Annotated in this window: 1 pseudogene; it reads left to right on the top strand. The window is 38.1% G+C overall.

The annotated features are described in order from the left end of the window. Nucleotides 1–523: pseudogene (locus tag EMN46_RS19735) on the top strand (hypothetical protein); the annotation flags it as partial.

Raw genomic sequence — 523 nt, 5'->3', positions numbered from 1 at the left:
CCTAGCTTAACCAATACCGGAGGAAATTTGGAAATTGAATCTGGAATCGGAGAAGTGATCGATCAGGTCAACTATTCTGATATATGGTATAAGTCTGCAGAGAAGAGCGAAGGCGGTTGGTCTTTGGAGCGAATTGATCCGATGAAYACATGCAGTACTTTTGGGAACTGGAYGAGYTCCMTWTCAACAACAGGTGGAACACCAGGACTTAAGAACTCTGTTAATGCAGAAAATCCGGATACCAGGAGTGCTGTAATAAGTAGYATACAAATTAGTTCCGATCATGAGCTGGTTCTGAATTTTAGTGAGTATATGGATAGTTTGAGTATCAAAACACTTTCGAATTATACTCTGGAAGCAAATGCGATAAGTCAAGTTGATCTAAAAACACCACAATCAATAGCTCTAATCTTTCAACAACCTTTTAAAGATGGTATCCCCGAAAGGTTGCAAATAAAATATTTGGAAGATGAGTGTGGAAATGTATTGGATAGTCTAATAGAATTCACCTATCATGAAATTC

The organism is Ancylomarina sp. 16SWW S1-10-2, assembly GCF_009669305.1.
In the GTDB taxonomy this organism is placed as follows: Bacteria; Bacteroidota; Bacteroidia; order Bacteroidales; family Marinifilaceae; genus Ancylomarina.
The sequence above is the reverse complement of the archived record's forward strand: the minus strand, read 5'-3'. Positions and strand labels throughout refer to the sequence as shown.